Here is a 23826-nt window from a genome sequence, read left to right on the forward strand (position 1 = left end):
TCGCCGCGCGCACTGCGGGCGAGAGGACTTCACCAGCCGCCTCCAGCTGCTCTATGATGCTCATGGGCCACAATATGTAGTGCTCATGTGAACAAAGTCTACAGTTTTGTACAACCCACTGAACGGTTACGTCGCGGCAACGAGGGCCCAAAGTCCGCCTTCGCGGACTGCACGCGTAGTCGAGTGCACCAGGCCGGCCGAAGCGCGATCGAATTCTCCCTTTCCCCCGCTTGCGGGGGAGAGGGCCGGGGAGAGAGGGCCGCCAGGGGCATGCGCCGGCCTCAATCGAAACGCCCCAAACCTCCTGCCGCCCGCCCGAACGCCGGCCCAACCGAAACGCACCACACTGGCTCCCTTCCCCCGCCCAGTTTGCGGGGGAAGGGCTGGGGATGGGGGGCGCCCGCCCGAGCGCCGATCCTGGCCTCCCACACCGAAGTTCCCCCCTCTCCGCACGCAGTTTGTGCGGGGAGGGGCCGGGGGAGGGGCCTCCGCGTCTAGTCCCGCCCCGCCCGCCTCCCTACATTCCCACCGAATCGACCGTCTCGAAACGCGGCCACGGTTGTGGCCCGTACCGTCGTGACCGTCTCGACCGTAGTTACCGTCGTTACCGTAGTTACCCGAAATCACGCCATGTCCGACCAGATCCGCGTCCGCTTCGCCCCCAGCCCCACCGGCTACCTGCACGTGGGCGGCGCCCGCACGGCGCTCTTCAACTGGCTGCTCGCCCGCCGCACCGGCGGCGTGTTCGTGCTGCGCATCGAAGACACCGACCGCGAGCGCAGCAGCGGCGAAATGACGCAGGCCATCCTGGACGGCATGACGTGGCTGGGCCTCACCTGGGACGAGGGCCCGTTCCACCAGGCCGACGGGCTCGACCGCCACAAGGGCGACGTGCAGCGGCTGCTGGAGCAGGACGCCGCCTACCGCTGCTTCTGCACCCCCGAAGCGCTGAACGCCAAGCGCGAGCAATTGAAGGAGGAGTACCGCTACGACCGCGCGTGCTACCACATCCCACGCGATGAGTCCGCGCGCCGCGCCTCCGCCGGCGAGCCGTTCGCCGTGCGCTTCCGCGTACCCGAGGGCGAGACGGCGTGGGACGACGAGGTGCACGGCGACACGCGCTTCAAAAACGAGAGCATCGACGACTTCATCGTCCTGCGCACCGACGGCACGCCCATCTACAACCTGGCCGTGGTGTCGGACGACATCGACATGCGCATCACCCACGTGATCCGCGGTGACGACCACATCGCCAACACCCCCAAGCAGATCCTGCTCTACCAGGCCATGGGCGCCGCCGTTCCCCGCTTCGCGCACCTGCCCATGATCCTGGGGCCGGACGGGAAGCGGCTCAGCAAGCGCCACGGTGCCACCGCGGTCGGCCAGTACGCGGAGCAGGGCATCCTTCCACAGGCGATGAACAACTTCCTCGCGCTGCTGGGATGGAACCCCGGCGGCGACGTGGAGGTGATGGGGATGGACGAGTTGGCCGAGCGCTTCTCGCTGGAGCGCGTCAACAAGAAGAGCGCAGTGTTCGACACGGCCAAGCTGGAGTGGATGAACGGCCAGCACATCGCCCTCACCCCCGCCGAAGCGCTGCTGCCCCTGGTGGCGCCCGTCCTGGTGCGCGACGGCCTGCTCGGCGAGGCGGACGTCGACGCGCGGCGCGACTGGCTGCTCCGCCTGGTCGAGGAGCTGAAGATCCGGGGCCGCACCATCCACGAGATCGCCGGCCACGCGCGCACCTACCTGGTGGACGAGGTAGAGGAGTACGACGAAGCCTCCGTCGCCAAGCACTGGAAGAACGCCGCCGAAGTGGACCAGCGGCTGGCCGAGGTGCACGAGGGCCTCTCGGGGGTGGACCCGTGGACGCCCGAAGGCATCGACACCGCCCTCCGCGCCGCCGCTGACAAGGCGGGCGTGGGGTTCGGAAAGCTGGCGCAGCCGCTGCGCGTGGCCCTCGTGGGGCAGGCCGCCAGCCCGGGAATCGACTTCGTGGTGCACACGCTGGGGCGCGAGGGGGCGCTGCGGCGCATCGCCCGCGCGCGCGAGAAGCTGGCCGCCATGCAGGGCGCGTGAGCCATCGCGATACGTGATTGTTGACTTCCGGACACTCTGCTCCTAAGTTGCGCCCCAAGGCCAGGTAAGGCGGAAACATCCCGCGCTTCCCACCGCCCGCGCCACGGAAACGTATCGTGCGGCGCGGAAACAACTTGGGACGCCGGAGGGTGGGCGCACGGCACCGTCGCGCCATCCCGTTTCGCGTTTTCCGACCTGAAGTGTGATAGGCGGATTCATGAAGAGTCCGGGACCCTTGGAGGGAAGTACCCCACCCACGTTTCATCCCCGCGGAGGCGGCCATGCCTGAAGCGCTGACCAAGATCGAGCGCCGGATCCTGAACTACCTTGTGGACTACCTCAAGGAGAACACGTATCAGCCGAGCATCCGTGAAATCGGCAAGCGTTTCGGGATCAAGAGCACCAAAACGGTCTCGGAGCACCTCCAGTCGCTGGCCGACAAGAACTTCATCGAGCGCGACGCCTCCCGTTCGCGCGGGGTGAAGATCCTGGGGATGAACCTGTCGCCGGGAGTGGCGAGCGTGCCGCTGTACGGGCAGATCGCAGCCGGCGTTCCCACGCTCCTTCGCGAGGACGTGGTGGAGGAGTTCGAGCTCGACCGCAAGCTGGCCGGCAGCGCCGACGCCTTCCTGCTGGCCGTCACGGGCGACAGCATGACGGGCATGGGCATCGTCGAGGGCGACATGGTGCTGGTGGAGCCGGCGGACGAGGCCGACATCCAGAACGGCGAGATCATCGCCGCGCGGGTGGATGGCAAGGCCACGGTCAAGCGCTACTTCGCCAACAAGGGCCAGGTGGTGCTGGAGGCGGCCAACACCAGCTACGCGCCCATCCTGGTGCACGAGCACAACGACTTCACCATCCTGGGCCGGGTGACGGGGCTGTACCGCCGCTTCACCCGCGCCCACACCGAAGCCATCGTCACCGGCGCGCCCTGAGCGCCGGAGCCGTTCCAGGCGGGGGACCCCGGCGTTTCGCCGGGGTCCCCTTTCGTTTTTATCCGGGCGGGATGCCAAATGATGGGCGAAGAGGCGCGGTGCGAGGAGGACGAAAAGTGGATGCGGCTGGCGCTTGAGCAGGCCGCGCTGGCCGAGGCCCTGGGCGAGGTGCCGGTGGGCGCGGTGGTGGTGCGCGGGGGCCAGCTGGTAGCCACGGGGCACAACCTCACGCATACGCTGCAGGACCCGAGCACCCACGCCGAGATGGTGGCGATCCGCCGCGCCGCCCAGGTGCTGGGCGAGTGGCGGCTGCTGGAGTGCACGCTGTACGTGACGCTGGAGCCGTGCGCCATGTGCTCCGGGGCCATCGTGCTGGCGCGCATTCCGCGGCTGGTCTTCGCCGCGCACGACCCCAAGGCCGGCATGTCGGGCTCGTTGGCCAACCTGGTGCAGCACCCCCTGCTGAACCACCGCGTCCATCTCACCACGGGCGTCCTGGCCGAGCAATCCGGCGACGTTCTGCGCGCCTTCTTCCGCGCGCGGCGCCGCGGCAAGGCCCCGATGGCAGGTGAAGGCAGCCCACCTCCGGGCGAAAGCGGCTGAATCCGACGTGACGCTGCGGCGGATTCAGCCGCCCTTCAGCACTCGCGCTGGCCCAGACTCAGCCCGCCACCGCGCGCCCGAATCACCCTGCCCACACGATCGGCTGGGCTTCCTTCTCTCGTAGCATCCCCAGGATCTGTTCCAGCCACCGCTGGTCCACCTCGTCGAACGCCGCCGGGATGGTGCTGTCCACGTCGAATACGGCGATCAGCTCTCCGCGGGCGTCGAACACCGGCAGTACGATCTCCGACGCCGACGCCGAGTCGCAGGCGATGTGGCCTGGGAACGCATGCACGTCCGGCACGATCACCGTCTCGCGCCGCTCCGCCGCCGCTCCGCACACCCCGCGTCCGAACTCGATGGACAGGCACCCCATCGTGCCCTGGTACGGTCCCACGAGCAGCCGCGTGGGACCGACGCGGCGGTAGAAGCCCGTCCAGAAGTAGTAGGGCAGGGCATTGTGAAGCAGGCACACGATGGTCACCATCGCCGCCACCAGGTCCGGCTCCCCTTCCAGCACCGCCTCGATCTGCTGCGCCACCTCGGCGTAGCGCTCTTCCTTGGCCGCCGCGTCCAGCCTCAACTCCCCCGTCTTTTCCGCCACGAGCGTGTATTCCGCCATCGACTGCCTCGATCCGTGTTGATGTGCCTCGATTCCCATCGATCGCCAGGCCGTGCCCGGGATGCGCCCGCATACACCGCCGCCCCGCATGGGTGCGAGGCGGTGATGAGCGGCGTCGAGATCATCGAGGGAAGGAGCAGAGCGGGCGGTGAGCACGATGGCGCGCGATGCGAGCGGTACTCGCGGGGCGCAGTCCGCAAAGGCGGGCTTCGGGCAGTGGTTGCCGCGACTTCAGTCGCCCCTGCGGGGATGGGTGAGAGCCCCCCGGCCCATCAGCGGTGTCCCGTCCGCAGGACCATTCCCCTCTCCATCAGCTGCTTGAAGCGGCGCAGGTCGTCCCGCAGCATCACCTCGGGCAGCTCGTGGAGCGCGCTGGCGATGGCCTGGCCCACGATGCCGCCCGGCGGATCGAAATCCAGCGCGTGGTGGACGATGGTCTCGCCCGGGCGGGCGCCGGGTGTGAACTCCACGAACCCGCGATGCGGCAGGTCCGAGCCGGGGAGCGTCGTCCACGCGATGCGGCCGGGCCGATCGTCCGTCAGCTCGGATGTCCACTCGATCGTCCGGCCGCGTAGCCCCTCGGCGGTCCACTTCGAGCGCTGGCCGTCCTCGAGCACGTCCACGCGGATGATGCGGTGCATGAACTTCGGGGCGTTGGTGAAATCCCGCCAAAACGCATACAACTCGTCGGCCGAGCGGGCGATCGTGACGGATGCTTGGACCCGGGTGCCCCCGTCCTCGGCCGCGGGCATCGCGTCCGGCGAATCCACCGTCTCTCGAGACGTGTCGATGCCTGCGGCTGAATACAGGTGGCAGTGCCCGGTCACGCCGCGATGCAGCAGCGCGGCGCCAAGCGTGGCGAGCAGCGCGCCGGGCACGCCGCGGCGCCGGGCCCCGGCCAGCGCCAGCGCTCCCCCGCCGAGGGTGGAAACCAGGCGCTCCGTCCTGCCGACGTTCACCTCTCCCCCGAGCGCGTGCGCAAGCGTTGCCCCCACGTTGGCCACGATCCACTCCTCGTCTATCGTCGTTACTGTCCGCCGGATGGCGGCGCGGGAGGGGTGCAAGAGGTATTCCGAGGTGGGTGCGGTAGATGTGCGTTCCGGGGGGTGCGGTGTTCGGGCCGGCGCCCCCCATCCCCAACCCTTCCCCCGCAAACAGCCCCGGGGGAAGGGAGCCAGCCTGGCGCGCTTCGGGGAGTCCGGCGCAATCCCCGGCTGCCCTCTCCCCCCGGCCCCCTCTCCCGCAAGCGGGCGAGGGGGAGAATTCGATCGCGCTCCGGCAGGTGCGGCGCATCGTGTCATCCCGACGGAGCGGCCACGCCGAACCGGCCCTGGCGACGTAGGCGGCAGCGACTGAGGGATCCGCCACACACGCCGCGAGGCGCCCGGCGGTCGTGGAGTGAGCCGGGGCCGCTGTTCCGGGCGTGTACCCCCGAGGAGGGGGTACACGCGAACGACACCCAGTGATGTGTCTGCCGTTCCGGAGTGGGGTCGCGAGGTGTGTGGCGGATCCCTCAGTCGCTGCGAAGTTCGGCGTGTGGGCAGGTAGGTCGGGGCCGCTCCGTTGGGATGACAGCGCGCCGGGGGGGCGGGTGCGCGCGCCTTGGATTCTGCGTGGTGCGATCCTAAGCCGCGGGCACGCTCGGCAGCTGGCTCTGGGTCTCCCCCTCCCCTGCGCAGCGGGGGAAGGGGGCCGGGGGGAGGGGGCTCCCTCAGAGTGAGCGGCAGCCTGTCGAGCCGGGTGGGACCAGGCTCAGAGCACCGCCGGCTCCGGCAACCGGGACTGCGCGGTCTCCTCCACATGGCCGTGCGGATCGCGCTCCGCCAGCGCCGAGGCCGCAGTCAGGACCAGGGCGATCCATAGCGCATCCGCCAGCAGCAGGTGAACGATCTGCATCCACACGGGAACGAGCAGCACCACGTTCACCGTCCCCGCGACGATCTGCAGTCCGAACAGCCACGCCAGCATCCGCGAAAACCGCACGGTGGACGGGTCCGGCCGCATCCTGCGCACCGCCGCGCCAGAGAGGACCACGAACAGCCCCGTAGCGATGGCGATGGCGGGGTGCACCACCCGCAGCCGCTCCAGGAAGTGCGCCGTGGGCGACAGGTTCAGCCCTACGGAAGTCTTGGGGAACAGGGTGTCGCCCAGCGCGGTGATGGCGCCCGTCACACCGACGATCAGCGTCAGCACGATGGCCGAAAGCATCAGCACCGCCGCGGCGCCCTGGCCGCGAAGGCGGATGCGTGGAGCCCCGGTGGCCCACCAGGCGGTGAGCGTGAGGGCGCCCAGCAGGAAGAAGGTGTTGACCAGGTGAAGCGCCATCATGAACGCCCGCCAGCCGGACGAGTTGGCGCCCACGAGTTCCAGCAGCACCAGCCCGGCGCCCACCGCCGCCTCGGTGAGCATCAGCACCACCGACGCGACGGCACCGGCGCGCGCGGGTGCGCCCTTCGGCAGGCTGCGGAACCCGTAGAGGAGCAGCGCCACGACGGCGAGCAGCGCCAGGCCGCTGGTGGCCCGATGCGTGAACTCGATGATGGTTTCGGCCGAGGGGCTGCGCGGAATCGTCTGGCCGTTGCAGCGCGGCCAGTGACGCCCGCACCCCGCGCCGGAACCCGTGGCGCGCACGTACGCCCCCCACAGCACCACGGCCATGGTGTACGCCAGCACCAGCTGCGCGGCGCGGGCAAAGCCCTTGTGGGCGTTGGGGTTGATGGACATCAGGCGTGCGTGGGTGATGGGCGGCGACGGCGCACCACGGTACAGGGCCGGGGCGCGCGCGCGCAAGTGGTTGAACGCTTTGGGCTTGGCGGCCGTGGGGCAATCTCCCGCGGGAGTGTCGGGAATCACCCGCATAGGGTGGCGCTCCGGGGCCGCCAGCGTATATTTGGGCCACCCTGCACCCGGAACGAGCAACTCGATGTCCGAAGCGATCGCCGCCCTTTCCACCGAACCCCTGAGCGCTCCCCGCCCCGCGCCCCCGCGCGACGGGGCCGACGCGCAGATGACCACGGCCACGCAACGGGCCGGCATGGCCGCCGCGCGCACCGGGTCGGGGGGCGTGGCGCAGCGGCTGCGCGACTATGTGACGCTCACCAAGCCGCGCATCATCTCGCTGCTGCTGGTGACCACGGCCGCGCCCATGTTCATCGCGCTGGGCCGCATGCCGGGCGCGGGCGTGCTGCTGTGGACGCTGCTGGGCGGATACCTGATGGCGGGCGGGGCCAACGCCATCAACATGTTCATGGACCGCGACATCGACGCGCACATGCCGCGGACGAAGCTGCGGCCCATCCCCAGCGGCCGCATGTCCCCGGGGCACGTGCTGGCCTTCGGCGTCACGCTCGGTGCGGCGGCGTTCGCGCTGTTCGCGTTCAAGGTCAACCTGATCAGCGGCATCCTCGCGCTGGCGGGGCTTCTGTTCTACGTCTTCGTCTACACGCGCTGGCTGAAGCGCACCTCCCCGCAGAACATCGTCATCGGCGGGGCGGCGGGCGCGTTTCCGCCGCTGGTGGGGTGGGCGGCGGCCACGGGCGAGATCTCGCTGACGGCCGTCTACCTGTTCATGATCGTGTTCTTCTGGACGCCGCCGCACTTCTGGGCGCTGGCGCTGGTCAAGCAGAAGGACTACGGCCGCGCGGGCGTGCCCATGGCCCCCAACGTGTGGGGCGAGCGCGAGACCATGAAGCAGATGCTGCTGTACACGCTCATCCTGGTGCCCCTGTCGCTGGGGCCCGTGACGTACGGCGGGCTGGGCGCCTTCTACGGCGTGATGGCGGCCATCCTGGGGCTGTGGTTCCTGCGCGACGTGGTGCGGGTGATGCGCGCGGCGGATTTCGTGAAGCCGGCCTGGGCGCTGTACCGCAACTCGCTGCTGTACCTGGCCCTGCTCTTCGTGGCGATGGCCATCGACGGCGTGGTCTCGGCCGAGGGCGAGCGCTCGCCGGGCGTGGTGTTCGTGCGCTCGTCGCCGGTGGCCGTCGCCGCCGAGCCCGCTGCGCCGTGAGCAGGGAAGCCAACATCGGCTTTCAGGCCAAGAGCCCGTCGGGGGACGAGGGCTACGTCATCATGCTCTTTCCGCCGGACGCGGATGGGACGGTGCGCTACCGTGAGTGGCCCTGCGACCAGGACCCGGAGCTTCCCGGGCACGACCGGCAGGCGCCCGCTGGCGAGCTGGTCCGGCGCGTGGAGGAGTGGCGCCGCGCCGGGTGGAAGTTCACCGAATCGCCCATCCGCATCACCTACTGGCTGACCGAAGGCCGCTGACCGGCGGCCTTTTCCCCGTCCCTCCCCAACCCTCCCGCACCCATGCCCGCGACCGTGCCGCGTACCGAGACGCGCTGGCGCTCGGCCCTCGAAGAGCACCAGGTGGCGCTCGCTGGCTATCTGAATGCCGCCGCCGCGCTCCCCGCCGACGCCTGGACGACGCCCTGGCAGCCCGGCAAGTGGACCCCCGCCGAGATCACCGAGCACCTGGCCCTGGTGTACCGCATGTTCATCGGCGAAGCGACCACGGGAACGGCGATGAAGCTCAAGCTGACGCCCTTTCGCAGGCGCATGCTGAAGCTGCTCCTGCTGCCGCACATGCTCTTCCACCGCACCTTTCCCAAGGGTGCCCGCGCCCCGCGCGCGGTGCGCCCCCACACCCCCGGCGGAACCCGCGAAGAGGCGCTGGCGCAGCTGCGAACGCTCGCCGAGCAGTTCGAGCGCGCGGCGGAGACGGCGCGCGGGGCGGGGAGACCGGGGCTCACGCATCCCTACTTCGGCCTGATCGACTGGAACCGCGGCATGCGCTTCGCGGCGCTGCACATCGAGCATCATCGCGGGCAGATCGCACGGAAGCGGAGTGCGTGAGTGGGTGAAGTGCGTGCGTGCGCGCCAGCACTGACGAACGCGCGATCTGTCATCCAGAGGCCCAGGCGCACCTAACTGGCCCGTAGCACACCCCTCGCGGGCCGAAGGATCTAGCCAGGCGGCACTTCCGAGCCCGGGCGCGGCAGCGACACGGAATCCCGAGCCTCGCCCTTACCTCCTCAACCGATGCTGATCCCTCCCGCGGAGAACTTCCGCTCCGAATCGGGCAGCGACATCCCGATGCGTTGCTGGGCGTCGCTTCCCGAAATGGGATACGATCTCGGCGTTCCCGTCGGCGTGGAATGGGAGCCCGAGGCCCGCTCGCTCGCGCTTGCCGAGACGGTGCTTCCCTCGATCGATTCGATCCTGGACGAAGCCGTCGGCCACGTGCGCAAGTACGCGGACGTACAGCGGCTCGGCATCGTTAGCAGCCGGCCGGAGTTGCTGTGCGTGTTCTGCGACGCTGCACGGGAACGCGTGGAACTGAGCTTCTTCTGGGAAGTACAGCTTTACATCCACTGGACGGTCGCATTCCATTGGAGCGGCACCGGCGCCCGTACTCCGCTGGAGTTGTCGATCAGGCCCCGCTGAAGAACGTTCCCGCGAACCAGCCACCAAAGCGCGCGATTATGCATACGAAACATCTCCTGCTGACCACCCTTCTGCTTGCCGCCTGCGGATCGGAGCCGTCTCGAGACACGGACGCCCGGGCTTCTCCCGATTCCATCGCCAAAGCTCCTGCGGCGGTGGTTTGGGACACGGCGGATACCGCTTCGAGCGGACCAGAACGCGGTGCTGCCTCCATCGTGCTCGCGCCGGACGGACTGACGATCGGCGGTGCGGGCGCCCCCAAGCGGCTCGCGTTCGGCGGCGCCCAGGCGGGCGTGCTCGCGGATGTCGACGCCGCGCTGGGCGCGCCGAAGGAGCAGGGAAACCAGGAGGAGTGCCCGGCCGGCCCGCTATATCAGGCATCGTACACGTCCGGCCTGCAGGTGGTGTTTCAGGACGGCGAGTTCGTGGGATGGTTTGCGGGGGAGGGCTCCCGCTTTCGTACCCCGGAGGGCATCGGACCCGGTTCCACCTTGGGCGAGCTGAAGAAGGCCTATCCCGCGACGACCGTCGAGGAAACCTCACTGGGCCACGAGTTCGCGGCGGGCGAGCTCTACGGCGTGGTCACGGGCCCGTCCGACGCCGCCACCGTGGAGGTAATGTTCGCGGGTACCAACTGCATCTTCCGGTGAGGCCCGCCCGCGTGCCGCGCACGATATTTGGCAATTCTGTCCACTATTCGCGGACAGTCGGGTCACTTTGCTCGCTTTTGTCCACTATTCGCGGACCCTTGTGTCATTTTGCCCACATCCGTCCACTATGGCTGAAATGCCGACAACGATGCCGCGTTGGGAGCCGGACGATGCCTCTCGAAGGGCAGCTGCTCTAATCTGTTACACGTCCAGCACTTAGGGCCTTGCTGCTGTTCGGGGCGCGAACTGGATCGGCGATGCGTATGAAGAAAAGTGTTGACACGTAGTGGCGTGACACCCACCTTCTTTTCTGTCCGTCTTGCTTGTACGAAGAGGCCGCGATCCTTCAGCCAGGATTGCGGCCACTGTCGTTTTGCAAGAAGAGGATGCATGCCACCGCGGAAATCGGTCTGGGAGATCACGCTCCGGATTCAGCGACAATCCGACGAGCCTGAGAGGCTGAGTGGCTTGTACCTGTCCGAGACGTCCACGAGGCGGCCCGTTGTCGTACGCGCACTGCTCTGGTTTGCCGCCGCCACGACAGCAGGCTTGATCGGGCTGCTGCTCCAGGTGCTCCTCGGGTGACCGGTTCAGTCCGCGATCGTTCCAGGGTCGTGCTGGTGCCTCCGGGCAGATGATGTGCGCGCCGATCAGTGCACGCTCTCGTCTCGCGAAAGGGACCGTGGGATCGGGGCGCCGCGCCGCGGCGAAGCGGAATGCCTTTCCATGATCGAGCGCTGACCCGCGTTGACCACGCGTAGCCATTAGTATACACTGTCCGCATTCCTCCCTCTTTCCTCGCCCAACCGCCCAACCTTCTCGGCGGTGCGCACCTCTACCCGGAGCCAACGTGCGGAAGTGGATCAGGAGCCGCAGCCTGAGCATCGCCGCGATCACTCTGTTCCTGGCGGCCTTCGTGGGCCAGGTGCTGACGGGGCGTGCCGAGTACAACCAGGACCAGCAGGCGCACGGGGAAGAATCCGCTTCGCTGGTGCAGTACCTGGCGACGGGCCACTTCGGCGAGGCGACGCTGGAGAACTGGGAATCCGAATTCCTGCAGATGGCGGTGTTCGTGTTTCTGACCGCGTTCCTCGTGCAGCGCGGATCGGCGGAGAGCAAGAAGCCGGATGACGAGTCCGGCGCGGGCGAGGAGCCGAGCGACGAAGACCCCGCGAAGCACCGGAACGATCCCCGCGCCCCCTGGCCCGTCCGCCGCGGGGGCATCGCCCTGGCGCTGTACCGGAACTCGCTGTCCATCGTGCTGTTCCTGCTGTTCCTGGCCTCGTTCTGGGGCCACGCCATCACCGGCGCGGTGGAGTACAGCGAAGACCAGCTGGCGCATGGCGACGTGGCCGTGGGTACGCTGGGCTACCTCACCACGTCGCGCTTCTGGTTCGAGAGCTTCCAGAATTGGCAGAGCGAGTTCCTGTCGGTGTTCGCCATCGCGGGCCTGTCCATCTGGCTCCGGCAGCAGCACTCGCCCGAGAGCAAGCCCGTTCACGCGCCGCACGAGCAGACGGGCGAGGAGTAACGGGGCGTCTGCGCACGCATCCGCTCGACGCGTTCGCCGCGGCCATGTTGCTGGCTGGCGAATTCCGGTTTTCTGCCGGGCCGCGTCACGCGTTCAGCATTCAGCGCCTGCGCGGCGGGTGGAAGCCGTGGATCGGCGCGCCGTGCCGCAGCGAAAGCGGAATGCTGCTCACTGAATGGCCGGCGTTGCACCGGACCGGGGAACGGCGTAGACTGTGCCGCATCCGCCGTTTGTTTCTCGCCCGATCGGCCTCTCCGCATGATCAGTTCGAAGTCCCTTCTGGCGCTGGCCGCCGGCCTGGCGCTCTCGTCCGCTCCCGCCGCCGCGCAGGGCCGCTGGATCGCCGCGTACGCACCGGCGCAGGATCCGCTCACCGCCGCACTCGGCGCTTCGCTGCAGCAGTGGGGGATGCTGGAATCGATGCTGGAGCCGTTGAACAGGGACATGCAGCTGCCACGCGACATTACCGTCGAATTGGCGGAGTGCGGCACCCCCAGCGCCACGTACGATCCGGGCCGGCCCGCGATCCGGCTCTGCTACGAGCTGTTCAACCAACTCATGGCGTACTCCACGGCGCGCGGAGACAGCTCCGCCGCGCTGTTCGGGCGGGCGTTCAACCTCATCTTCCTGCACCAGGCGGGGCACGCGCTGATCGACCTCCTGAAGCTGCAGCCCGGGGTACCACTGGAGGAGGCCGCCGACCAGTTCGCCGTCATCAACACGACGGGCTTCGGCGATCCGGAGCGTTGGGTGGACGCCGCCGCCGCCCTTCACCAGCACGCCGTGGACTGGGAGCACCCCGGCTCCGGAGAAACCGCCTTGTACTTCGGCAGCGACCCGGACGCGTTCGGTGCACCCGCGGGCAAAGGCCGGCCCAGACCGGCGGGTGCGGCCAATTGCAAGCACGAATACGACGCCGTGTTGACCGCCTGGGTCACCATGCTCGAGCCGTACCTGCGCAACTGAATCCTGGCCCGCCGCCCGACTCCTTAGTCCCCTCGAACCCGTCCGGTTTGCCCATGCCCGTGCGCCTCCTGGCCAGTGCCGCCGCCATGCTTGCCCTGTCCTCCGCTCCCGCCGCCGCACAGGGGCGCTGGCTCGCCTCCTATCCCGAGGTGCAGAATCCCATGCACGAGGGGATGCGGAACATCCTGCAGCTGGACGGGATGCTTGAAGAGATGGCGGAGTCGATGAACCAGGCATTCCGACTGCCGCGGGACGTGACGTTTGAGCTCGCTGAGTGCGACACGCCTACCGCGACGTACGATCCAGGCCGGAGCGCCATTCGGATCTGCTACGAACTGCTCACGGAGCTGGGCGACCGTGAGGACGGAATGGACTCTGGGGAGCCTGCCAGCTTTCAGAACGCCTTCGCATTCATGCTCATGCACCAGGTGGGGCATGCGGTGATCGACGTGCTGCAGCTGGACGTGGGGCTGCCGATGGAAGAAGCCGCGGATCAGTTCGTCGTGGTGATGGTGGGGCTGGCGCCCGGTGAACTCGATCACCTGGTGGATGGCGTCGTCCTCCTCCACGATCTGGAGTTGGACTGGGAGACGCCGGAAACGGGGGCGACCGTTCTCGACGGCGGGCGGTTGGCGAAGCTGACCTGCCTGATCTACGGCGGAAACCCGGAGGCGCATGCGAACATGGTGGAACAGGGCGAGCTTACCGCCAGCCGCGCAACCAGCTGCATCGGCGAGTTCGCGGACGTACAGGCCCGGTGGACGGCCCTGCTGGAGAGCCATCTCAACCAGGGCTGATCCCGTCCACCAGCGCACAGCAACACAGAGCCCCGGCGCGGTCCTCCGCACCGGGGCTTTCGTCGTCACGAATGGCTTGGCCGGGCTTCGATCCATAAGATGGCGGGTTCGGTCATCTTGCGCGAAGTGCGGCTCAGGCACTTTGTTGTACGGTCTCCGCCCGCATTTTGGCGCTCCCCGCACGGCCCCTCGCCATGAAGATCGAGCAGACCACGTGGACCGCGCCGGGCGGATGGCAGCCCGCGGCCGGGCAGGGGCTGGGCGGCGCCGCCCAGCTGGTCCTGCTGTTCGGCTCGCGCGAGCTGGTGCAGCAGGCGCAGTGCTGGGACGACGCGCGCGCCCGCTACCCCGGCGCCGGCGTGGTGGGCTGCTCCACCGCGGGCGAGATCGCCGGCACGCGCGTGCTGGACGACTCGGTGGTGGCTACCGCCGTGGCGTTCGCCCACACCGAGGTGCGCGTGGGGCGCGTGTCGCTGGAGGAGTTCGGGAGCAGCGAAGAGGCCGGCCGCGCGCTCGCCCGGTCGCTGGAGCCGGCGGGGCTGGTGCACGTGCTGGTGCTTTCCGACGGGCTACACGTGAACGGCACCGAGCTGGTGAAGGGGCTTTCGGAGCAGCTTCCGCGCGGCGTCGCGGCCACGGGCGGCCTGTCGGGCGACGGGTCGCGGTTCGAGCGGACGCTGGTGGGGGTGGATGGCGACGTGGCGGAGGGAATCGTCGTCGCCGTCGGCTTCTACGGCCCGCGGCTGCGCGTGGGATACGGCTCGCTGGGGGGGTGGGACCCGTTCGGTCCCGAGCGCGTCATCACCCGCTCGCGGGGAAACGTGCTGTATGAGATGGACGGCTGCTCGGCGCTGCAGCTGTACAAGCGCTACCTGGGCGAGCACGCCGCCGAGCTCCCGGCCAGCGGCCTGCTCTTTCCCCTGAGCCTGCGCACGCCGGACAGCGAGGCGCCCGTGGTGCGCACCATCCTGGCCGTGGACGAGGCCGAGCAGAGCCTCACCTTTGCGGGCGACGTGCCCGAGGGCGCCATCGCCCGGCTGATGAAGGCCAACTTCGAGCGGCTGATCGACGGCGCCACCGGCGCGGCCCGCACCAGCGGCGACGGCATCCGGGGAGGGACCGCCCAGCTGGCGCTGCTCATCTCGTGCGTGGGGCGAAAGCTCATCCTCAAGCAGCGCACCGAGGAAGAGGTGGAGAGCGTGCGCGACGTGCTGGGCGGCGGCCCCGTGCTGGCCGGCTTCTACTCGTACGGCGAGATTTCGCCCTTCTCCGCCTCTACGCGCTGCGAATTGCACAACCAGACGATGACCGTCACCACTTTTTCCGAAGCGGAGTGATGCACAAGCTCCTGCTTCGCCAGCTGCGCCGCCACTTCGGCTCCGCCGACGTGCCCGCGGAGCTGCGCGGGTTCGTGGACGCGGTGAACCAGGCGTACGAGGAGGCCCAGGGCGACCGGGTGCTCCTGGAGCGCGCCATGGATCTCACCTCGCAGGAAATGCTGGAGCGGTACCGCGACCTGCAGGCCCAGGTGGGCGAGCGTGAGCGCGTGGAGCAGGCGCTGCGCCACAGCGAAGAGTACTTCCGGTCGCTCACCGAGAACGCCTCGGACGTGGTGAGCGTGCTGGAGGCCGACGGGACGGTGCGCTACCACAGCCCGGCCATCGAGCGCATCCTGGGCTACTCGCCCGACCTGCTCGCGGGCACCCGCGCCTTCGCCGGCGCGCACCCGGACGACCGCCAGGCGGTGGAGGCGGCCTTCGGCGAGGTGCGGCGCACGCCGGGCGCCGTGCGGTCCGTCACCTACCGCAACCGCCACGCGCGCGAGGGGTGGCGTGTGCTGGAGTCCACCGCCACCAACCTGCTGCACGCCCCGGCCGTGGCGGGCATCGTGATCAACTCGCGCGACGTCACCGAGCGCTCCGTGGCCGAGGTGGCGCTGCGCGAGTCGGAGATCCGCTTTCGCACCGTGGCCGAGTCGCTGGGCGAGGGGCTGCTGATCACCGACCTGGACGACGTCATCCAGTACGCCAACCCGCGGGTGGAAGAAATCTACGGTTGGCGCCCCGAGGAGCTGGTGGGCCGCAAGGGGCTGGAGGTGCTGATCCCCCCGGACGACATCGCGCCGTTCCGGGAGCGGATGGCCCGCCGCGCCCGCGGCGTTGCCGAGCGGTACGAGATGCGCGCGCTGCGAAAGGACGGCACCACGGGGTGGGTGGAGATCCACGGCACACCCTTCCGCAACGCCGCGGGCGACATCGTGGGCACCCTGGGCGCCATCACCGACATCACCGAGCGCAAGCGCGTGCAGGAGCAGCTGGCCCACGGCGCCCTGCACGACGCGCTCACCGGGCTGCCCAACCGCGCGCTCTTCCTGAACCGGCTGGAGCACGCGCTGGAGCGCATCCGGCGGGGGCGGGGCATTCCCTTCGGCGTACTGTTCCTGGACGTGGACCGCTTCAAGCTGGTCAACGACTCGCTGGGCCACGGCCCGGGCGACGAGCTGCTGCGGCAGATCGGGGCGCGGCTGGTGCAGGCGCTGCGGCCGGGCGACACGGTGTCGCGCTTTGGCGGCGACGAGTTCACCGTCATGCTGGAGCGCGTGGCGACGGCGGTGGACGCCACGCACGTGGCCGAGCGGCTGCTGGCCGCGCTGGCGGTGCCGTTCTCCATCGGCGGGCGCGAGGTGTACGCGTCGGCCAGCATCGGCATTGCGCTGTGCGACGGCGGCGACGCCCATCCCGAGGAGCTGCTGCGCAACGCCGACGCCGCGCTGGGCCGCGCCAAGGCGCACGGCAGGGGGCGCTGCGAGGTCTTCGACCGGCAGATGCACGCGGCCGCCATGCGCCGGCTGCAGATGGAGACGGACCTGCGCCGCGCCGTGGCCAACGGCGAACTGCGGCTGGAGTACCAGCCCGTGGTGTCGCTGGAGGGCGGCGGCATCGTGGGCTTCGAGGCGCTGGCCCGGTGGGAGCACCCGCGCCACGGCACCATCGAGCCCGCCGACTTCATTCCCGTCGCCGAGGAAACGGGGCTCATCGAGGGCATCGGCCGGTGGGTGCTGGACGAGGCGTGCCGGGTGCTGGCCTCGTGGCAGGCGGCGGTGCCGCGCGACCCGCCGCTCACGATGGCGGTGAACGTGTCGGCCCGGCAGTTCGTGCAGCCGGACCTGGTGCAGCAGGTGGAGTGCAGCATCCGCCGCCACGGCGTCCCGGCCCACTCGGTGCGGCTGGAGATCACCGAAAGCGTGCTGATCGACAAGCCCGACGCCGCCGCCGAAACCCTGGTTGCGCTGCGCGGCCTGGGGCTGAAGCTGCACCTGGACGACTTCGGCACCGGCTACTCGTCGCTGGCCTTCCTGGAGCGCTTTCCCATCGACGCGGTGAAGATCGACCGGTCGTTCGTGCACGGCATGGAATCCGAGCCGCGGCGCGCGCGCTTCGTGGCGGGCATCGCGGCGTTTGCGCGCAGCCTGGGCGTAGGCGTGGTGGCCGAGGGCGTGGACGCGCCCGCCCAGCCCGCCCTGCTGCGTGAGCGCGGCTGCCAGCTGGCGCAGGGATACCTCTTTTCCCGCCCCCTGCCCCCCGAGCAGGCGGAGGCGCTTCTGCTGGGGGAGCCCGCCTGGACTCTGGACTGACCGGCACGAACGGGGAGAACTGCTGATCCCCCGGCCCCGGCGCCCGACGAAGCCCCGGCGCGGACCTCCGCGCCGGGGCTTCCGTGCGTGGTGTGCGCAACAGTCCGCGGGTGTCAGTGGCCGCCGCCCATCACGTTTCCTCCGCGACCCACCGTGTCCGCTGCCGGAGGTGTGGATTCGGCGGTGTTGGCGTGCGGAGTGGCCTCGGCGGTTCGGCTCGAGCCCGGCTCGCTCGGGGACGCGCAGCCAGCAACGGACGCGAGCACAACGATGGGAAGAATATGGCGGTGTGGAATCACGGGTCACCTCCTGAACAGGTGGAAGTAGATAACGTCATGGAATGTACTCGCCTCTCCGTCCGTGCGCCCGGGGGCGCCGCGCCGGGGCTCGCGCGGTTTGCGAACGTCAGGAGTCGCGTGCACTAAGCCGGGTATGTTGCTTGCGATTTATCGCTCGTAAGGTGCCGCCCTTTAGGGACATTGAAGGATGCGCCGAGTCTCCCCTTGCCATGCAGGCGCACAAAGGAGGAAGTCGTGTTGAAGTCATCGTCAGTTGCGGTGCTCGGGATACTACTGCTGGCGGCCGCTGCCGCGAACGCTGCAGGGCCTTCCACCCAGGCACGTCAGAGCCAAGTGCCGCAGGAGAGGGACCTCCGGACGCTCGATGAACGATTCAGTGCCTTGAACCGGCAGATTCCGGGGTTCGGTGGATATTATCGGGGCGAGAACGGAAACTTCGTCGTGTTTCTCACCGAGCCAGCCGTGCAGCAGGTCGTCGCTCTTCAGGTTCTCACCCCCGTGCTTACGTCCATACCCGTTCCTGGCCGGCTGAACCTGACGCAGGTACCACAGATCCTCGTTCGCCAGGGCCGGTTCACGTTCGATCAGCTTGACGGGTTTCGGAACCAGGCTCGCGATGCCGTGCTAGGCCTTGACGGACTCGTGTCGGTCGGGGTTCATCCCGCGCAGAACAGGGTGTGGATCGGCGTTCGAGACACGGCGGCACGGGACCGGGTTCAAGCCGCCGTCGCGGCGATGAACATTCCGGGAGAAGCTTTCGTGGTCGAGGTGGTGGGTACGGCACGGCTGGATCAAACCCTTACGTTACGTCAGGCGGCGCCGGTTGTTCACGGAGATCGAGATCGACTTCATCTCCGGAGCGGGCGGTGAGTGCACGCTTGGGTTCAACGCCACTTCGAGCGGTTCCGCTGCGTTCGTCACCGCCTCGCACTGCACCCGCACCCAAGGGGGAGTAGAGGGTACGGGCTACTCGCAGCCCTTGGTCGGCAGCCGGCAGATCGGCACGGAAGCAAAGGATCCGAACTGGTTTACGAATGCTCAGGTCCCGCGTTGCCCCCGAAGCACCACGACGACTCCGATCTATTGCCGGTGGGCGGATGCCGCCGTAGCCACCTATTCTTCCGGGATTTCGCACGAGCGCGGGTACCTCGCCCGGACTACCTATTCAAGCACGTTCCGTGGCGATTCCGGGTCATATGTGGTTGACCAGGCTTCACCGCGGTTTCGGATCACGCAGGGGCTCTACGGTACCACCGCAGGCGATCCCGTCGACAAGGTGGGCTGGCGAAGCGGGTGGACCTGGGGCGATGTGGATGCTCCGTGCCAGGACGTCGACCTCGCGACGTTCAGCCGTCCGGGCTATTGGTTGTTGTGTCAGGACTATGCATGGTACGGCGCGGAGCGTGGTGACAGTGGTGCCCCAGTGTTCGCGTACCTGAGCTCCACCGAAGCCGGGCTGCAAGGAATTCACTGGGGTGCCCTCAGTGGCGGGCGCAAGCTGTACAGTCCGCTCGGCGGAATCGAGCGTGACCTGGGAACTCTGGGCTACTTCCCGTGATATTCGCCCACGAGAGCAACTTCTTCGACGCCATGGTTTCGGGGTGGCTGCACCTGTCCCGGGACCGGTTGCTGGGAGTGAAAATGATGCGTTCGTACCTTCTGGACCTGGCTGCGGTCATAGCAATTGGACTCGGCGCTTGCCAACCAGCGGCGACCGTCGTGCCGCCGCCTGATGTCCCTGCGCAGCAGCCGGTTCTCGCGACTGCCGATTCGGTCCGGCTCTGGATTGAGGCCCCGGCGGAGGTGCGTCGCGGCGAGCCGGTTCCCATGACGTTGCGGGTGCGGAACCTCCTGACCCGGCCCATCACCCTGGAGCATGGCGGAAGGCCGCTCACGTTCGACCTGATTGTCACCCGGCCCGACGGAACGCAGGTCTGGTCGCGGATGCACGGGCGGGGGGTGCTGAACATCCAGTGGAGCACGACGCTTCAGCCGGGCGAAACCCTGGAATTCACAGAGTCGTGGGACCAGCGCGCGAACAACGGGACGCCGGTTGCGCCCGGCACGTACTCGATCCGTGGCGCACTCGTGGCGGTACCCGGGAATCCCACCACTGAACCCAGACCGATCATCATCCGGCCGTAACTGGCCCCGTGACGCTCGACCAGCAACGAGCCCCGGCGCCGTCCTGCGCGCCGGGGCTCTCTCATCTCATGCGGTCAGCCGCCGCACCACTTCTTGCGCGCCCTTCTTGTAGAGCGTGATGCACACCAGGGCGCCGTCCGGGGCAATCACCATCCAGTTGCGGTCCCGCTTCTTGATCACCCACACGCCGGGCGGAGGTGGCGGGGGAGGGAACGGCGACTTCGGCTTGCGTGGCATGGGTCGGCTCCGTGTCTCTTGACCCTCGGGCCGCGGCAGGGCACCTTTAGCGAACGAGGCGGCCTTCGGGTCGGTTCGTGAACGAGGCTGGTCGAGCTTTCTTGACGGGAGGATCGGCCAGCCTTGCTTTTCGCCCTGCTGTTAATAATGATACTACCTACGTGACTGAAGTCAATACCCTTACTACCCGAAGAGATGGATTTCAAGACTGCGACCGACCGGCTGACTGACCGCATCACTGCTGATGATATCGCGGAAGCGTTCGGAGTCGCGCGAAACTCAATCGCTCGTGCTCGGTTGGATGGTTCGAACCCCGGCTATCGGCCACCGCCCGAGAACTGGCAGCCGGTGCTGGCGCGGTTGGCGCGGGAGCGGAGTCGGGCATACAGTTCTTTAGCCGAGGAGTTGGACGGAACTACTCTCGGAGAGTGATAGTTGGGTTTGAATGCAGAAATCATGGCGGCCGTCATAAGCGGGCGGGGGAGGTGGCTGAGCCGGCGCCCCCTGCCCTAGTACCAGGTGAGCGTGATCATCTCAACAGGCGTGCAGCCACTGTGCGATTATGCCGAGACCAATTCGCCCCAAGCAGACTTGTTAACGGCATGTGCCAGGCCTGCGCTAGTAGCTTGAGGGTAGCAAACAATAAGGGTGTCTGCTTGAGTGCATCGGGCCCGGAAAGGAGATCAGGAAGGCCCCCCCACGCCATTTGCTCGCGTCCTGAGTAGTCCACAGGGACGATGGTCGTGTCCGGTGCGCCCTCAATGGGTACGTAGATCGTGTTCCGCGTTGCTTCTGGAAACCGTTCGTATGCGAACGTGGCAACTGACCACGGATGGACGTTGTTGTAGACCAGAATGACCTCATGTCTGCCGCCTAACAATTCCAGGAATCCCGCCGCTGACGTCAGGCTCGTCTGTCCCATGGGATCGACAATTGAGATCCACGGCAGCGTCGTCGTTCGCAGTAAGTCTTCGCCGTACAGCAGTCCAACCTTCGCCAAGAACCTGTAACGTCCCGGAATCGAGCCGTGCAGTGCCATTCGATCTAGGCTGTGCCGGATCTCCGGCCGCAACAAATCAATAAGGTTTTTCCTGAGCGTGGGCGTATCCCAGGAGAGTGGCTCGGTTCGCGCGGCATTTAGTTCGACGTCTCCAACTTCGACTAGTCCTGTGATCCCGTTTGCTTGGACTGTTGAGATTGCGAATCCTTTCGAGCACAAAACTACTTGAGAGACCTTCGGAATAGCTATGATTCGCAGGTCTTCTCTTATTACCTCGGGTTGTTGGTCTGGCCATTTCTCGACTGGAGAGATGTCCCGAAGGGTCCGCGGGTGTCGCGCACCGATCCGTTGGCCAATAGGTACGTTGCTGCGCCCTCTCATCCGGGCCGGAGTTGTCGAGATCTGCTCGCGATTAAACAAGAATGCGCTGAATTCGTCCTGAGAGACAGACTTCCACCACTGGGGCTCTACTCGAGTGACCGCCGCCTGTTGGTGAACATCTACGGGAATGTCCAGCATGGGAGCCTTAGCCCTAACGATTGCCGCAAGCTCATCGTAGGTGGAAAGCTCTGCATTCGCGACCTTGATGCGAATCGTGGTTCCGGAGATCCCTGTAGCGCTCTTCTTGAGCAATGCGCCGCGTCGGCCCACCCCGTACAAACGCAGCAGGAGTCGCTCGCCACCACGCCGCTCTGTCTCAACTTCGACCATATTACCGACCATGAACACGGAAAGAAACCCGATCCCAAATCGGCCTACCGGTTTGAACCCGGATCCAATAACGCCGGCGAATTCGGCGAAACACTCATTCGATTGCCAATAATTTGCCGCGATTCCAAGTAGGAAATTGGTGATGATATGTGGGCTCATACCGATCCCGTCATCAACGATCGAAAGCTCACCACCTTCTTTTTTAACTTCAAGGCTAAGTTTGATGGTTCCCCCGCGCGGGGATCTGCTTTGCGCGATATCAACGGCTTGCTGGAGCGCAATGGCGTCTCTGGCATTCTGGAGAAGTTCGCGGATGGGAGCGAAATGATCACTCCCGTATAGAGTTCTACCTCCCAGAATCGAGACAAGTCGGGCCATCGAGTCAGACCGGAAACGCACATCTACTGGTTCGAACCCGGTTGTGCGAACGTAGGTTGCAAAGCTCTGCGGGGTTCGCACCCCTTTGACGCTCTCAAGTGAAAAGCGGCCCTCTGAGCAGGATCTACCAGCAATGTATTCCGAAACAGCAGAGATCTCGCGGTCCAAGCCGCTCGCCATCTCATAGAAGACCCACCATCCATCGACATCAGCAATAGCCCGCGTGCAGCCGTACACGATGTGATTAGACTCGCGGAATGGCCCCGTAATGAACTCTTGAGCGTTCCAGTGCTTCAGGCTCTCAGCAGCGATGCTCGACCTAAGTATCCGGTCCAGGGTAGATGCGCGATCAGAGTTAATATGCGCGTAATCCGCAATCCGCAGTACTCCCGCTAAAAACCCGAGATCTATCGTGTCCCCAACTGGCGTAGGGATCTTTCCACGACTCCCGGCTCGACGATCCACCTCGGAAAGGCTCCAATGGTGGCTCGCTGCAACCGTGCCAATCTGTTCCCCCCAGTGCGTGCGTAAAGTTGTCGATTCCAGCAAGTAACGATCAAGTCCCGGCAGTTTTTCATCAATCAACCGTTCCGCTACAGACGCATGCTGCTCTCGTGCCGCGAGTTTGAGGGCAAGCACACGGGCAGACGCCGAGTCATACCCATCGGCCTTGACCGCCCGCTCGTACACGGAAGCATACGCAGGACTCGTCTCAAGCTGCTTTCGGCCCTCCGGTGTAATCGCGACGGCCATACCTAAATCATGTATATAGAACGAGCAAGCCAGAACGAAGGCTTCGCTCAAGGTAAAGCGCTCGACTTCGGATGGAGTAAGGACCTGGTCTGTCACGGCCCAAAGTGCGTCCATGTGCCGAACCGAATGATCCGTAAAATCCGGGATAACATCAGCAATTCTGGCCCCGATCTCCGATGCTGTAGACCGGAGATGCTTAACGGCCTGCTGGAACTCCGGTTCGACATCAAGTCGCTTCCAGATTCCGGTTCCGGTGACACTGCTCGGCATTTCCGCGCTAATCATCCAGGTTGGCTAATCGAGTGGGTTGAAGCGGTGGGCGTAAACAGCATATCAGTCAGGCATCCGCTGAACAAGCGTCGTCTTCGGGCTGGCATCGAAGGCCGGCCGGCACGACGCGCGGATTCGTTCCGGGCTTCAGCGCAGAGATAAGCCTCACACGGGAACATCCTCCCGGGGTCAGCGCGAGTTCAGCGTGGCGCTACGGCGCGGTTCTGCACACGTCACTATCGGCTAAATGCGCTCAGTAAGAGATGCCTTATCTCAATCTCCTGCACAAGGACAAGCCTATGCAGGGGCAACCCCATAGCTTGCGCGTGGACTTGGGGCCGTTGGACTGCGATAGGAGGCAGGCGGGGTGGGGATATGCCGGCGGGTGGCGGGCTTGTGCTCCGCGTGTACCGCGGCTACCGATTCTATTACCGGTTCCACAACGGGAGTCCCGGGCCCGCCGCGCGCATGTAGCATCCACTCGCAACAGGCATCCGAAGGCTCCCGGAACCCCGGGGCTTTTTGTTCGCCTGCCGCCGCCACGCCGACAGGAGAACAACCGATGATCATCGTCACGGACCCGGACCCATCAATGCCGAACTGGACAACTTCCGCGAGCACATCGAAACGCGCGGCATGCGCACGCACCTGTCGCGCGGCGGCTGCACCATCATCGGCTCCATCGCCCGAGACGCTGCTTCACAAGGCCGCGCTGCTCCGTCGCTTTCTACCGCAATCAAGCGAGATTGAAGCTGCGCCACAAAC

Annotated in this window: 21 protein-coding genes; 16 read left to right on the plus strand and 5 right to left on the minus strand. The window is 67.0% G+C overall.

Annotation, left to right across the window (positions count from 1 at the left end):
* Window positions 1–630 precede the first annotated feature (630 nt).
* From gltX to tadA, 3 genes are all read left to right on the plus strand, one after another.
* On the plus strand, window positions 631–2079 hold the full coding sequence (gene gltX / locus VF632_RS23390) for a glutamate--tRNA ligase (RefSeq protein WP_331025354.1): 1449 nt from the start codon (window positions 631–633) through the stop codon (window positions 2077–2079).
* A 281-nt stretch (window positions 2080–2360) separates the two neighbouring features.
* Entirely contained in the window at window positions 2361–3017 is a 657-nt protein-coding gene (lexA, locus tag VF632_RS23395) for a transcriptional repressor LexA (protein WP_331025355.1), read from the plus strand.
* A 78-nt stretch (window positions 3018–3095) separates the two neighbouring features.
* Window positions 3096–3620, plus strand: a complete 525-nt coding sequence (tadA, locus tag VF632_RS23400) for a tRNA adenosine(34) deaminase TadA (RefSeq protein ID WP_331025356.1) — start codon at window positions 3096–3098, stop codon at window positions 3618–3620.
* 82 nt (window positions 3621–3702) lie between these two features.
* Here tadA and VF632_RS23405 read toward each other — a convergent pair whose 3' ends face one another.
* The 3 genes from VF632_RS23405 to VF632_RS23415 all read right to left on the minus strand — a co-directional run bounded on the left by VF632_RS23405 (window position 3703) and on the right by VF632_RS23415 (window position 6966).
* The gene (locus VF632_RS23405; RefSeq protein WP_349264033.1) at window positions 3703–4224 is read right to left on the minus strand and encodes a GAF domain-containing protein; all 522 of its coding nucleotides are present in this window, start codon (window positions 4222–4224) and stop codon (window positions 3703–3705) included.
* A 290-nt stretch (window positions 4225–4514) separates the two neighbouring features.
* Window positions 4515–5306, minus strand: coding sequence for an SRPBCC family protein (locus VF632_RS23410; RefSeq protein WP_331025358.1), 792 nt, complete (start codon window positions 5304–5306; stop codon window positions 4515–4517).
* A gap of 688 nt (window positions 5307–5994) precedes the next feature.
* Entirely contained in the window at window positions 5995–6966 is a 972-nt protein-coding gene (locus VF632_RS23415) for a COX15/CtaA family protein (RefSeq protein WP_331025359.1), read from the minus strand.
* A gap of 199 nt (window positions 6967–7165) precedes the next feature.
* Here VF632_RS23415 and VF632_RS23420 point away from each other — a divergent pair, with 199 nt between their 5' ends.
* The 13 genes from VF632_RS23420 (at window position 7166) to VF632_RS23480 (ending at window position 19712) form a co-directional block, all read left to right on the plus strand.
* Window positions 7166–8251 carry a heme o synthase gene (locus tag VF632_RS23420; protein ID WP_331025360.1) on the plus strand — a complete coding sequence of 362 codons (1086 nt, stop codon included), beginning with the start codon at window positions 7166–7168 and terminating at the stop codon, window positions 8249–8251.
* Window positions 8248–8511, plus strand: a complete 264-nt coding sequence (locus tag VF632_RS23425; protein ID WP_331025361.1) for a hypothetical protein — start codon at window positions 8248–8250, stop codon at window positions 8509–8511. The genes VF632_RS23420 and VF632_RS23425 overlap by 4 nt, the downstream gene beginning before the upstream one ends.
* A gap of 42 nt (window positions 8512–8553) precedes the next feature.
* Window positions 8554–9099 carry a DinB family protein gene (locus tag VF632_RS23430; protein ID WP_331025362.1) on the plus strand — a complete coding sequence of 182 codons (546 nt, stop codon included), beginning with the start codon at window positions 8554–8556 and terminating at the stop codon, window positions 9097–9099.
* A 186-nt stretch (window positions 9100–9285) separates the two neighbouring features.
* A complete protein-coding gene (locus tag VF632_RS23435) occupies window positions 9286–9690 on the plus strand; it encodes a hypothetical protein (protein WP_331025363.1) in 405 nt (134 codons plus the stop codon).
* Window positions 9691–9905: 215 nt separating this feature from the next.
* A complete protein-coding gene (locus VF632_RS23440) occupies window positions 9906–10340 on the plus strand; it encodes a hypothetical protein (protein ID WP_331025364.1) in 435 nt (144 codons plus the stop codon).
* Window positions 10341–11190: 850 nt separating this feature from the next.
* Entirely contained in the window at window positions 11191–11871 is a 681-nt protein-coding gene (locus tag VF632_RS23445; protein ID WP_331025365.1) for a DUF6766 family protein, read from the plus strand.
* A gap of 258 nt (window positions 11872–12129) precedes the next feature.
* The gene (locus tag VF632_RS23450; protein WP_331025366.1) at window positions 12130–12837 is read left to right on the plus strand and encodes a DUF4344 domain-containing metallopeptidase; all 708 of its coding nucleotides are present in this window, start codon (window positions 12130–12132) and stop codon (window positions 12835–12837) included.
* Between the two features lie 53 nt (window positions 12838–12890).
* Window positions 12891–13634 carry a DUF4344 domain-containing metallopeptidase gene (locus VF632_RS23455; protein ID WP_331025367.1) on the plus strand — a complete coding sequence of 248 codons (744 nt, stop codon included), beginning with the start codon at window positions 12891–12893 and terminating at the stop codon, window positions 13632–13634.
* A 194-nt stretch (window positions 13635–13828) separates the two neighbouring features.
* Window positions 13829–14971 carry an FIST signal transduction protein gene (locus VF632_RS23460; protein ID WP_331025368.1) on the plus strand — a complete coding sequence of 381 codons (1143 nt, stop codon included), beginning with the start codon at window positions 13829–13831 and terminating at the stop codon, window positions 14969–14971.
* On the plus strand, window positions 14971–17268 hold the full coding sequence (locus tag VF632_RS23465) for a putative bifunctional diguanylate cyclase/phosphodiesterase (protein ID WP_331025369.1): 2298 nt from the start codon (window positions 14971–14973) through the stop codon (window positions 17266–17268). The genes VF632_RS23460 and VF632_RS23465 overlap by 1 nt, the downstream gene beginning before the upstream one ends.
* Before the next feature lie 533 nt (window positions 17269–17801).
* Window positions 17802–18437 (plus strand): hypothetical protein, encoded by a 636-nt coding sequence (locus VF632_RS23470; RefSeq protein WP_331025370.1) that lies wholly within the window; start codon window positions 17802–17804, stop codon window positions 18435–18437.
* Window positions 18391–19125, plus strand: coding sequence for a hypothetical protein (locus VF632_RS23475; RefSeq protein ID WP_331025371.1), 735 nt, complete (start codon window positions 18391–18393; stop codon window positions 19123–19125). Before VF632_RS23470 ends, VF632_RS23475 begins: the two co-directional genes overlap by 47 nt.
* On the plus strand, window positions 19122–19712 hold the full coding sequence (locus VF632_RS23480; protein WP_331025372.1) for a BsuPI-related putative proteinase inhibitor: 591 nt from the start codon (window positions 19122–19124) through the stop codon (window positions 19710–19712). Before VF632_RS23475 ends, VF632_RS23480 begins: the two co-directional genes overlap by 4 nt.
* Before the next feature lie 66 nt (window positions 19713–19778).
* On the opposite strand, the gene VF632_RS23485 is transcribed toward VF632_RS23480, so the two are convergent.
* Window positions 19779–19949, minus strand: a complete 171-nt coding sequence (locus VF632_RS23485) for a hypothetical protein (protein WP_331025373.1) — start codon at window positions 19947–19949, stop codon at window positions 19779–19781.
* A 529-nt stretch (window positions 19950–20478) separates the two neighbouring features.
* Window positions 20479–23076 carry an HD domain-containing protein gene (locus tag VF632_RS23490; protein WP_331025374.1) on the minus strand — a complete coding sequence of 866 codons (2598 nt, stop codon included), beginning with the start codon at window positions 23074–23076 and terminating at the stop codon, window positions 20479–20481.
* Window positions 23077–23826: the final 750 nt, after the last annotated feature.

Origin of the sequence: Longimicrobium sp. (assembly GCF_036388275.1) — a bacterium.
Classification (GTDB): Bacteria; Gemmatimonadota; Gemmatimonadetes; order Longimicrobiales; family Longimicrobiaceae; genus Longimicrobium.

Coding starts and splice junctions, on each gene's coding strand:
- gltX (WP_331025354.1), top strand. CDS start 631: ATGTCCGACCAGATCCGCGTCCGCTTCGCCCCCAGCCCCACCGGCTAC.
- lexA (WP_331025355.1), top strand. CDS start 2,361: ATGCCTGAAGCGCTGACCAAGATCGAGCGCCGGATCCTGAACTACCTT.
- tadA (WP_331025356.1), top strand. CDS start 3,096: ATGATGGGCGAAGAGGCGCGGTGCGAGGAGGACGAAAAGTGGATGCGG.
- VF632_RS23415 (WP_331025359.1), bottom strand. CDS start 6,966: ATGTCCATCAACCCCAACGCCCACAAGGGCTTTGCCCGCGCCGCGCAG.
- VF632_RS23420 (WP_331025360.1), top strand. CDS start 7,166: ATGTCCGAAGCGATCGCCGCCCTTTCCACCGAACCCCTGAGCGCTCCC.
- VF632_RS23430 (WP_331025362.1), top strand. CDS start 8,554: ATGCCCGCGACCGTGCCGCGTACCGAGACGCGCTGGCGCTCGGCCCTC.
- VF632_RS23435 (WP_331025363.1), top strand. CDS start 9,286: ATGCTGATCCCTCCCGCGGAGAACTTCCGCTCCGAATCGGGCAGCGAC.
- VF632_RS23450 (WP_331025366.1), top strand. CDS start 12,130: ATGATCAGTTCGAAGTCCCTTCTGGCGCTGGCCGCCGGCCTGGCGCTC.
- VF632_RS23455 (WP_331025367.1), top strand. CDS start 12,891: ATGCCCGTGCGCCTCCTGGCCAGTGCCGCCGCCATGCTTGCCCTGTCC.
- VF632_RS23460 (WP_331025368.1), top strand. CDS start 13,829: ATGAAGATCGAGCAGACCACGTGGACCGCGCCGGGCGGATGGCAGCCC.
- VF632_RS23465 (WP_331025369.1), top strand. CDS start 14,971: ATGCACAAGCTCCTGCTTCGCCAGCTGCGCCGCCACTTCGGCTCCGCC.
- VF632_RS23485 (WP_331025373.1), bottom strand. CDS start 19,949: ATGCCACGCAAGCCGAAGTCGCCGTTCCCTCCCCCGCCACCTCCGCCC.
- VF632_RS23490 (WP_331025374.1), bottom strand. CDS start 23,076: ATGATTAGCGCGGAAATGCCGAGCAGTGTCACCGGAACCGGAATCTGG.